Here is a 10268-nt window from a genome sequence, read left to right on the forward strand (position 1 = left end):
GACACAGAGGCGGCCGTCGAGTCGTGCGGTTTTACGCGCCGACCGCGTCCTCGAGCAGCTGGAGCGGGTGCTCGACCTCGTAGCCGGTGCCGTGTTCCATCTGCATCGCGCAGGTCGGGCACTCGGTCATCCCCACGTCGCCCTCGGCGTCCTCCATGTGCTCGAACATCTCGGCGCCGATCTCCATCGACTTCTCGTACTTCTCCTCCTTCCAGCCGTAGGTGCCGGAGATCCCCGAACAGGAGTCGCCGACGTCCTCTAACTCGACGCCGTCGACATCGCGGAATGTCTCGACGGCCTGCCGGTCGAGTCCCTGATTGCGGGCGTGACACGGGGCGTGGTAGGCGAACGACTGCTCGTCGGCCAGCTCGGTCCCGGCGAGCTCCGCCTCTAAGTCCTCGTTGATCCGGAGGTACTCCAGCGCCTCGTAGGTGTGCTCGGAGACGTCCTCGATCCCGTGGATGTCGAACAGCTCGGGGTATTCCTGGCGCAGCGACAGCGAACAGGAGGTACAGGAGGCGATCACGTCCGCCCCCTCGCCGATCGCTTCGACGAGGTTCTCGACGTTCGTCTCCGCGTGCCGGCGCGCGTCCTTCAGCATGCCGTTCGCGAACATCGGCGTCCCGGAGCACTTCTGGGGCGGGACCATCACCTCGTAGCCGAAGTGCTCGTACACCCGGACCATCGCCTTGCCGACCTCGGGCGTGTTGTAGTTGGAGTAGCAGCCGTGGAAGTACGCGACGCGCTTGTCGGGGTTCTCCACCTGCGCGCCGCCGCGGGCCTTCCACCACTCGCGGAACGTCTGGGTGGCGAAGTCGGGGAACTCGCGGTCGCCCGCGATCCCGAGCAGCTTCTCGCCGACCTTCATCGCGCCCGGGATCTTCGTCGCGGCGTTCGCCAGCCGCGGCACCTTGCTCGCGATGGAGGCGAAGAAGCGGTAGTTCGAGAGGATCCGGTTGCGGATGTACTCCCGCGAGAGCTTCTCCATCTGCGACTCGACGAACTGCCCGCGCGCCTCGTTGTGCATCTGCGAGAGCGGCACCGAGGAGGGGCAGGCGTCGTCACAGCGCATGCAGTTCGAACAGGAGGTGATCGACTCGTCGATATCGTGGTCGTCCTTGCGCTTGAGCCGCCACTGCTCCGGCCCCTGGAACTTCGGCCCCGGGAACTCGTCGTCGACCTCGGCGACCGGACAGGAGGTGTCACAGCTCGTGCACTTGTAACAGGAGTCGGCGCCCTCCCGGAGGTCCAAGTCGCCGCCCGGGAACACGTCGACCGGGTCGTACGCGTCCGGGTCGAGGTCTGCCGAGTCGCTCCCGCCGGCCGCGCTCTCGACGCCCCCGTCGGTGGCCGGGCGCTCCGACGGAGTCCCTTCAGGCACCTCCCCGTCGTCCGGGACGAAGATCGACGGCTGCTCGTCGCGCCCCGCCTCGGGGACGCCGGGGGCTGGCGACGACGGAGCCGCGCCGGTCGTCGAACCGTCCGCGTCCTCCCGCTTTTCGTCCGGTCCGTCGACGCCCTCCCGCTTTTCGTCCGGTCCGTTCGCCTCCTCCGTCTCTCCGTCGTCCGTGTGTCGTGTCATTGGGTTGCCTCCGTCGCCGCTTCTCGTCCGGCCACGATCCCCGTCGCGAGCGACACCCCGCTCGCGGACTTCTCTCGCGCCGCGTCCGCGCCGCCGACGACCCCGCCGGCTGCGAAGACGTTGTCGTACTCCGGTTCGCCCTCCGCGTTCAGCGCGCGGCCGTCCCCGCCGATCCGGACGCCGAACCGCGCGTACGGCTGGTCGCCGAACGCGTCGTCGACGAACCACTCGTAGCGGTCCGCCGGCTGCGGGACGTGCAGGTCGAAGACGGGCTCCCGGACGCCCTCGCGGTCCGAGTCGAGCCCCTTCCCGACGAGCCCGCCGGTCGCGAGCACGAACGCGTCGGCGCCGTAGGGCGTCTCTCTCCCTTTTTTATCGACCGCGACCGCCTCGACCCGGCCGTCCGCTGCGGTCTCGACCCCGACGACCGGGTTGCCGGTCTCGAACCGGACGCCCGCGTCGTCGAGCGCGTCGTACAGCCGGTCCTCCAGCCTGAGCCCCGGGAGGCTCGGCGGGCCCATCGGGATCTCGAAGACGTCGGCGCCGAGCCGGTCGGCGAGCTCGGCGCGGACCTCGTCGCCCTCCTGATCGCCGAGGAACGCCGGGAAGCCGACGCGCTCCACGCGCTCCACGCCGCCCGCCTCGTCGACGGCGTCGTGGAGGTGCGGCGCGACCGCCTTCGCCAGCGCCTCGCGGGCGGGGACCCCGTCGATCGCCTCGTCGTGGTCGAGCGCCTTCGCGAGCCGGGTGACCTTCGCGTCCGCCCGGAACGCCTCGGCGAACTCGACCTCCGCGCCGGCGACGTCGAAGGGGACGCCCGCGGCCTCCAGCCGGCCGGCGAAGGCGCGCGCGTCGTACTCGGTGAGCGACCGGAACCCGACGATCAGCGCCGGGCGGTCGTCGCTCGCGAGCCCCGCCTCGGCGGCCGCGGGGTAGCGCGCGGTCGGCTTCACGCTCCCCCCGAACGTCGGGAGGAGGGCGTTGCGGTCGGTGTGGCCCCCGCGGTACGCGTCGCCCGCGAGGTCGTCGAACAGGGCCAGCCCCTCGCGGAGCGCGTCGGCGCCGAGGATCCGGTAGGGATGCGACTCGGGAAGCCCGTCGATCGCCTCGAAGGGGTCGGCGAGCGGTCCCTCCGGGTCGGGCCACTCGTCGCGGTCGAGCTCGCGGCCCGCCGTGGGCGGCCCGTCGCGAAGCGGCGTCGCGGGCTCCGTCGCGGGCACGTAGCCGAGCGCGTCGATCAGCCCGGAGGCCTGCCGGAGCGTGCTCGCCTTGTGGGAGACGAGCCGCACGTCGGCGCCCTCGCGGGCCGCCGCGACCGCCGAGGTGACCGCCGCCAGCCCGCCGCCGACGACGAGCACGTCGCTGTCGATCGCCATCAGGCCCCTCCGTCCGCGGCCGCGTCGTCAGCTTCGCGGTCACCGTCGATGGCCGCGTCGTCAGCTGCGCGGCCACCGTCGATGGCCGCGTCGTCAGCTGCGCAGCCACCGTCGGTCGCAGCGGTTCCGGCATCGCTGTCCCCGGCAGCGTCGGAGCCGGCCGACCCGGCTTCCGAGCCGGCGTCGAAGGCGCCGAAGTCGACCTCGGCGTCGAGGGTCGCCGGGTCGCCGTCGCGGTTCATCGTCGTCGCGTGCAGCAGGTGGTTCAACATCGCCTGCGAGAGCTGCCGGCCCCACAGGGCGTGGCGCTGGCCCTTCCAGCGCTCCTGATACAGCTCGTCTTCCGCGTCGCGGACGACCGGCTCCGGGTACTCCCGCGCCAGCTCCGCGGCGATCCGGTGCGAGCAGAAGCCGCCCTGGCAGTTCCCCATCGAGGCGCGGGTGCGCAGCCGGACCGCGTTGAGGTCGCTGCCGGCCTCGCCGATCGCGTCCTGAATCTCCGCGCGGGTGACGCCCTCGCACTCGCAGACCACGGGGTTCGGGTCCCACTCGTCGAGCACGTCGTCGGCCCGCGAGCCGAGGCGTTGGCCCGAGCGCCGCGCGACGGGCGACCGGAGCCCGAACTCGTTCATCAGCTCGTCCATGCGTGCGGGGTTTTCGGAGCCGGGGAGCGGCGCCTCCGCGGTGTCGCAGGTCGCCTCGTGGTCGAGCGCCTCGCAGACGTGGTCGGAGATGGACTCCGCCATCATGCGGTAGGTGGTGAGCTTCCCGCCGACGATGGTCGTCATCCCGGGCAGGTCGTCGCGCTCGCCGTGGTCCAAGAGGAAGTAGTCGCGCGTAATGTCCGTCGGGTCCTCGGTGCCGGTTCCGGGCGGCTCGTAGAGGGGGCGGACGCCCCAGAAGGAGCGCAGCGTCCGCGCGTCCTTCAGGGCGGGGACGAGCTCCGAGAGCGTCTCGATCATCAGGTCGACCTCCCAGTCCTCCTCGGGGTAGTCCTCGGGGTCGTCGACCTCCTCGTCGGTGGTGCCGAGGATGCAGGCGGTCTCGTGGGGCACGATGATGTCGGCGTCGCCCTTCGGCCGACAGCGGTTGATCACGGTGTCGACCTGCCGCGTGTTCATCACGGTCATCACGCCCTTCGAGGGGCGCACCTCCACGTCGACGCCGGCCATCTCGCCGACGTTGCCCGCCCACGCCCCGGTGGCGTTGACGACGTGGCGCGCGCGGATCTCCTCGGTCGTGCCGGGCTCGCGGTGGACCCGCTTGCCGGGGCCGGTCTCGTGTTCGACCTCGACGCCGACGACCGCGCCGTCCTCGACGAGCACGTCGGTCACCGGGGCGTGCGTCTCGATCCGGGCGCCGTGCTCGCGGGCGTCGGCCGCGTTGGCGACGCAGAGCCGGAAGGGGTCGACCGCGCCGTCCGGCAGCGCGATCGCTTTCTCCACATCGCGCGCGAGGTACGGCTCGCGGCGGCGGGCCTCCTCGCCGTCGATCACCTCGACCGGGATGTCGCACGCGCGGCACCCCTCCAGCTTCTCCTGGAAGTACTCCTCGGAGTCCTCGGGCCGCTTGACGAACAGCCCGCCGGTCTCCTCGACGCAGTGGCCCGCGATGTCGCGCAACACCATGTTCTCCTCGATGCACTCGCGCGCGCTCTTCCGGTCGGAGACCGCGTACCGTCCCCCGCTGTGTAAGAGCCCGTGCATCCGCCCCGTCGTCCCGTGCGTCAGGTTCCCCTTCTCGACGAGCACCGCGTCGAGCCCCCGCCGCGCGAGGTCCCTGACGACGCCGCACCCCGTCGACCCCCCGCCGACGACGACGACGTCCACCTGTTGGTCCATGTCGGTCCGGTCGGACTCCGCCCACTTTACTTTACCTCCTACTGAGGGCCACCCATAACAATCAGAGACGTTCAAGTAGTACAATCGTTGTCGGCGCCGATTTATTTATATACTAGATTTTTCATTCGCCCGCTAATCCGGATTTTAACAGTTAGATTATTATGGTAGTACATTATGTTCATGACTGGCGTGGTAGCTTCCGTGAAGATATGTCGCGGCGGCGGCGACACCGGCTCACCGGTCGAGACGCGGACGGTGGCTCGACCGGCGGGAGAGCCGACGGGGCGACGCGAATGCCGGTCCGGGGGACGAACCGGTCTCCCGGCCGTCGGTCGCCGCGCGGGCAACGGTGGCCGCGAAGCTGACGACGCGGCCGCCGATGGTGGCCGCGCGCCCGGCGTCGACGCCGCGAGCGGACCAGCGCCACAGGAGGGATCCAACACATGACACAGTATGTCGGTGCGATAGACCAAGGCACGACCGGTACCCGATTCATGGTGTTCGACCACGAGGGGCAGGTCGTCGCGAACGCGTACGAACAGCACGAACAGATCTACCCCAACCCGGGGTGGGTCGAACACGACCCGATCGAGATCTGGGAGAACACCCAACAGGTCGTCCTCGACGGGCTCGCCGACGCGGGCCTGGAGGCGGACCAGCTCGACGCGATCGGGATCACGAACCAGCGCGAGACGACGATCGTCTGGGACAAAGACTCCGGGAAGCCGGTCCACAACGCCCTCGTGTGGCAGGACCGCCGGACCACGGACCGCGTCGAGGAGCTGCAGGAGGCGGACAAAGTCGAAGAGATCAGACAGAAGACCGGCCTCGAGGCCGACGCGTACTTCTCCGCGACCAAGACCGAGTGGATCCTCGACAACGCCGAACCGCTCAAGATGCAGAGCTCTCGGGGCGGCGACCTCCGCGACCGCGCCCGCGAGGGCGAGCTCGTCATGGGGACGATCGACTCGTGGCTCATCTACAACCTGACGGGCAACCACATCACCGACGTCACCAACGCCTCCCGGACGATGCTGTACAACATCCGGGAGATGGAGTGGGACGACGAGCTGCTCGATGAGTTCGACGTGCCGAGGGAGATGGTGCCCGAGGTGCGCCCGTCCTCCGACGAGGACTACTACGGCCACACGGACGCCGACGGCTTCCTCGGCGAGGAGGTCCCGGTCGCGGGCGCGCTGGGCGACCAGCAGGCGGCGCTGTTCGGCCAGACGTGCTTCGACGAGGGCGACGCGAAGAACACCTACGGCACGGGGTCGTTCTACCTGATGAACACGGGGACCGAGGCCGTCGAGTCCGACCACGGACTGCTGACGACCATCGGCTTCCAGATGTCCGGCGAGCCGGTCCAGTACGCGCTGGAGGGGTCGATCTTCATCACCGGCGCCGCCATCGAGTGGCTCGAGGACGTCGACCTGATCAACAACGCGGCCCAGACCGCCGAGCTCGCGCGGTCGGTCGACTCGACCGACGGCGTCTACATGGTCCCGGCGTTCACGGGCCTCGGCGCACCCCACTGGGACGGTCGCGCCCGCGGCACCATCGTCGGGATGACCCGCGGGACCAGCAAGGAGCACATCGTGCGGGCGACGCTCGAGAGCATCGCGTACCAGACCCGCGACATCGCCGAGGCCATGGAGGCCGACTCCGGCGTGGAGACGACGACGCTCCGCGTCGACGGCGGCGCGGTCAAGAACAACTTCCTCTGTCAGCTCCAGTCGGACATCATCCAGACCGACATCGCGCGGCCGGAGGTCGACGAGACCACCGCGCTCGGTAGCGCCTACGCCGCCGGGCTCGCGGTCGGCTACTGGGACACCGTCGACGAGCTCCGCGACAACTGGCAGGTCGACCGCGAGTTCACCCCCGAGAAGGACCAGGCCGAGGTCGACAAGCTGTACAGCCGGTGGGACGACGCGGTCGAGCGCTCGAAGAACTGGGCGATCGACGAGGAGGACGAGTAGATGAACGAGCTCCTCCTTCAGGTCCCGGTCATCGGCGTCGAGATCAAGCTGTTCCTGCTGCTCGTCATCACCGCGCTGGCGGGCGGCGCGTTCGGGGCCGCGATCGGCGCGCTCCCGGCGTTCATCTTCACCGGGTTCGTCGTCTTCCTCGGCGAGGGGATCGGCGTTCTCCAGCGCCAGATCGGCGCCGTCGAGGGGATCCCCGCCGGCGAGCTCGCCGCCGGGATCACCGGCGTCATCGGCTTCGGCGCGATCACCGGCCCGCACATCGCGTTCGCGGGCGGCGTGGCCGCGTCGGCGTACGCGGGCAAGAAGTACCCCGAGATGGAGCCCGCCGGCTGGGACTACCACTTCGGGAAGAACATCCTGTACGCGTTCGGCACCAAGCCGGACATCCTCGCGGTCGGCGCGATCTTCGGCCTGGTCGGCATGCTGATCACCCAGGTCGCGAACGGCGTCTTCATCAACGTCTTGGGGACGACCCCGCCGACCGACTTCATCGCGGTGTCCGTGTTCGCGACGGCGTTCCTCGCCCGGCCGGTGTTCGGCTACCCGATCGTCGGGAAACCGGCCGGCGACGGGTTCCTCGACATGTCGCCGTTCGAGCGCGAGGAGTCGCACCCGGAGGCCGAAGGCGGCCCTGAAGAACACGCCGGACGGCTGGCGACCGAGCCGTGGCTCCCCCACCAGTACAAGTGGGCGAACGTGGCCACCATCGGTCTCGTCGGCGGCGTCCTCGGGGGGTACATCTACCTCCAGACCGGGAGCATCTTCATGGGGTACGGCATCTCCGCGATCAGCCTGCTGTTCCTCAACCTCGGCGTCGAGAAGATCCCGGTGACCCACCACATCACGCTTCTCGGCTCGACCGGCGCCGTGATCGCCGTGGGCGCGTACGGTGACATCGGTGCGGTGACGCCGCTCGCGTCGGTCGGCACGACGGGCGCGCTCGTCGCGATCGTCGCCGCCGGCGTGTTCGGCGCCGCCAGCGGGCTCCTCGGAGAGCTCACCCAGCGGCTGTTCTACTCGCACTCCGGGACCCACGTCGACCCGCCGGCAATGGCCATCGCGATCATGATGCTCATCGTCGGGATCCTCGCGATCCTCGGCGTGTTGCCAAACGCCGGATACCTCTGAGGCCGTGGGGGGATCGGCCCCGAAAGGGCGGGGAACGCCCCCGAACCGATTCGTCCGCGCGGCGCCCGCCGCGCGGTCGCAGCGCGCCAACCGTCCCGACACGCCCTCGACCGAGACCGAGACGCCGGAGACACCAATGGAACGCCACACGAGACGCGAGCCACGATCGGACCGAACCGGGAGCGACCGCGCTTCGCACCGGTTTTACCGGAGCACCGCGGAGGGCCGCCCGTGAACATCGACGACCGGATCGAGCGGCGGCTCGGCTACGACGTGGAGGCCGGCGTCGTCGTGGACCTCGACGCCGTCTCGCCGGTGTCGCACACCGAGTCGCCGGTCGGCCGCGGACCGGCGATCGAGCGGCTCCTGGACGCGTTCGAACCGGCCTTCTCCGGATCGCTCCCGCCGAGCGCCTACGTTCACGGGCCGAAGGGGAGCGGGAAGTCGGCGATCGTCTCCGCGCTGTTCCGCCGCCTCGCGGACCACAGCGGCCCCCGACGAGCGATCCAGACGTCGACGCGGGCGGTCGAGCCGACGCTCCCCGGGTTCGTCTACGTGGACGCGCGGCGGGCGTCGACGCGGTTCCGGCTCTGTCACGCCGCGCTCGACGCGGTCAGCGACGACGCCGTCCCCGAGCACGGGGTCGGTACGGACGAGGTGGTCGAGTCGCTGCGGGACGCCGTCGGCACCGGTCCCGACCTGGTCGTCGCGGTCGATCACGTCGACGAGCCGGAGACGCCGGGCGCGACGGCGGTCGTCGAGTGGCTCACGGACGTCAGCGACCGGGTCGTTCCGGTGTGTCTCGGCCGCGACGAGCCGGCGGAGATCGAGTGGACGCCCGACGAGACGGTGGCGTTCGAGCCGTACCGGCGGCACGTGCTCGTCGAACTGCTGACGAGCCGGTGTTCCACCGGGCTCGGACGCGACGCGCTCACCCACGACCAGATCCGCGAGATCAGCGAGTGGGCCGACGGCGACGCGCACGACGCGCTCGCGGCGATCGCCGGCGCGGCCATCACCGCGGAGCGCGCGGGCGCCTCGACGGTGCGGCCGGAGGACCTCGATACGGGGATCGAGTCGGTCCCGCGTCCGGGCGTCGCGCTCGGACGGGTCCTCGCGCTCTCGGAGAGCCGACGGCGGCTCCTCTACGAGCTCGTGAGCCTGCCCGACGACGACCGGGCCTCGGTGAGCGCCGCGACCGAGACGATCGCCTCGCGCGAGGCGGTGGACCTGTCGCCCTCGACCGTGCGGCGCGTGCTCTACGAGCTCGCGGACGCCGGCCTGCTCGACCGGGTGACGGCTCGCCAGAGCGGAGGGAAGGGACGACCCCCGAGCCGGCTCGTCCCGCGGTTCCCGACGCTCGTGTTCCGCGAGCTGTTCGACCGGCCCTCGTGGTCGGTCTGACCCGACGCCGCCGTCTCTTCCCCTCGCGTTCCCGCTTCCGTCGGCCGCGAACGCAAGACAGTTGCGCGTCGCGGGCCGCACGTCCGGTATGGTTCCGCCCCTCGCGTTAGACATCGACGGGACGCTGACGACGGCGAGCGGCCGGATCGACCCCCGCGTCTTCGATCTGTTGCCGGAGTGGGACGCCCCGGTGGTGCTCGCGACCGGGAAGGCGTTCCCGTATCCGGTCGCGCTCGCGCACTTCCTCGGGCGCGCGGAGACCGTCATCGCCGAGAACGGCGGCGTCGTGCACGTCGACGGCGAGACGACGGTCCTCGGCGACCCCGAGGCCCCCAGAGCCGTCGTGGAGGCGTTCCGCGAGCGCGGCGGCGACCCCGGCTGGGGCGCCCGCGACACGGTGAACCGCTGGCGCGAGACGGAGGTGGCGCTGTCGCTCGACGCGGACGAGACCCTGCTGCGCGAGGTCGCCGCGGCCGCCGGCGGCGACGTAGAGGTGGTCGACACCGGCTACGCGTACCACGTCAAGTCGACGGGCGTGAGCAAGGGCCGCGGGCTCGAACGCGTCGCCGACGCGCTGGGGATCGAGCCCGCCGCGTTCGTCGCGGTCGGCGACAGCGAGAACGACGTGTCCACCTTCGCGCTCGCCGGCGAGTCGTACGCGGTCGCCAACGCCGACGTCGCCGCCCGGAACGCGGCCGACACCGTCCTCGAAGAGTCGTACATGGACGGCACCGCCGGCGTGCTCGCCGACCTCCGGGCGCGGAGCGAATAACGCCAAAGCGAGCGGTTACTGTGGATATCGAGACGATTGATCCCGGGAGTGGGTATTGCATACCAGTAGCGGCGAGACAGTATTTGAACAGCCGTGAGCGACGGCGCCGATCGCTTATAAGGGACGGCGCGGTGGCGTCGCCGGCGGCGAAGCCGCCGGCTGTCACCGGGCGAA

The 10268-nt window shown here is 70.6% G+C and carries 7 protein-coding genes; 4 read left to right on the top strand and 3 right to left on the bottom strand.

Features of this window, described 5'->3' with window-relative positions; translation table 11 throughout:
* Positions 1–31: 31 nt before the first annotated feature.
* Genes CK500_RS04675 through glpA form a run of 3 tightly spaced genes read right to left on the bottom strand, consistent with a single transcriptional unit; the run spans position 32 to position 4799 of the window.
* Positions 32–1582, bottom strand: coding sequence for an anaerobic glycerol-3-phosphate dehydrogenase subunit C (locus CK500_RS04675; protein ID WP_095636089.1), 1551 nt, complete (start codon positions 1580–1582; stop codon positions 32–34).
* On the bottom strand, positions 1579–2958 hold the full coding sequence (gene glpB, locus CK500_RS04680) for a glycerol-3-phosphate dehydrogenase subunit GlpB (RefSeq protein WP_095636090.1): 1380 nt from the start codon (positions 2956–2958) through the stop codon (positions 1579–1581). The genes CK500_RS04675 and glpB overlap by 4 nt, the downstream gene beginning before the upstream one ends.
* Positions 2958–4799: an anaerobic glycerol-3-phosphate dehydrogenase subunit GlpA gene (gene glpA / locus CK500_RS04685; protein ID WP_095636091.1), complete on the bottom strand. Its 1842-nt coding sequence runs from the start codon at positions 4797–4799 to the stop codon at positions 2958–2960. Before glpA ends, glpB begins: the two co-directional genes overlap by 1 nt.
* A gap of 443 nt (positions 4800–5242) precedes the next feature.
* Here glpA and glpK point away from each other — a divergent pair, with 443 nt between their 5' ends.
* The 4 genes from glpK to CK500_RS04705 all read left to right on the top strand — a co-directional run bounded on the left by glpK (position 5243) and on the right by CK500_RS04705 (position 10094).
* A complete protein-coding gene (glpK, locus tag CK500_RS04690) occupies positions 5243–6781 on the top strand; it encodes a glycerol kinase GlpK (protein WP_095636092.1) in 1539 nt (512 codons plus the stop codon).
* Positions 6782–7918 carry a hypothetical protein gene (locus tag CK500_RS04695; protein WP_095636093.1) on the top strand — a complete coding sequence of 379 codons (1137 nt, stop codon included), beginning with the start codon at positions 6782–6784 and terminating at the stop codon, positions 7916–7918.
* A 231-nt stretch (positions 7919–8149) separates the two neighbouring features.
* Complete coding sequence (locus CK500_RS04700) at positions 8150–9322, top strand: Cdc6/Cdc18 family protein (RefSeq protein WP_095636094.1); 1173 nt, start codon at positions 8150–8152, stop codon at positions 9320–9322.
* An 88-nt stretch (positions 9323–9410) separates the two neighbouring features.
* Complete coding sequence (locus CK500_RS04705; RefSeq protein WP_095636095.1) at positions 9411–10094, top strand: HAD hydrolase family protein; 684 nt, start codon at positions 9411–9413, stop codon at positions 10092–10094.
* Positions 10095–10268: the final 174 nt, after the last annotated feature.

Source organism: Halorubrum salipaludis, from assembly GCF_002286985.1.
Classification (GTDB): domain Archaea; phylum Halobacteriota; class Halobacteria; order Halobacteriales; family Haloferacaceae; genus Halorubrum; species Halorubrum salipaludis.

Coding starts and splice junctions, on each gene's coding strand:
- CK500_RS04695 (WP_095636093.1), top strand. CDS start 6,782: ATGAACGAGCTCCTCCTTCAGGTCCCGGTCATCGGCGTCGAGATCAAG.
- CK500_RS04705 (WP_095636095.1), top strand. CDS start 9,411: ATGGTTCCGCCCCTCGCGTTAGACATCGACGGGACGCTGACGACGGCG.
- CK500_RS04675 (WP_095636089.1), bottom strand. CDS start 1,582: ATGACACGACACACGGACGACGGAGAGACGGAGGAGGCGAACGGACCG.
- glpK (WP_095636092.1), top strand. CDS start 5,243: ATGACACAGTATGTCGGTGCGATAGACCAAGGCACGACCGGTACCCGA.
- glpB (WP_095636090.1), bottom strand. CDS start 2,958: ATGGCGATCGACAGCGACGTGCTCGTCGTCGGCGGCGGGCTGGCGGCG.
- glpA (WP_095636091.1), bottom strand. CDS start 4,799: ATGGACCAACAGGTGGACGTCGTCGTCGTCGGCGGGGGGTCGACGGGG.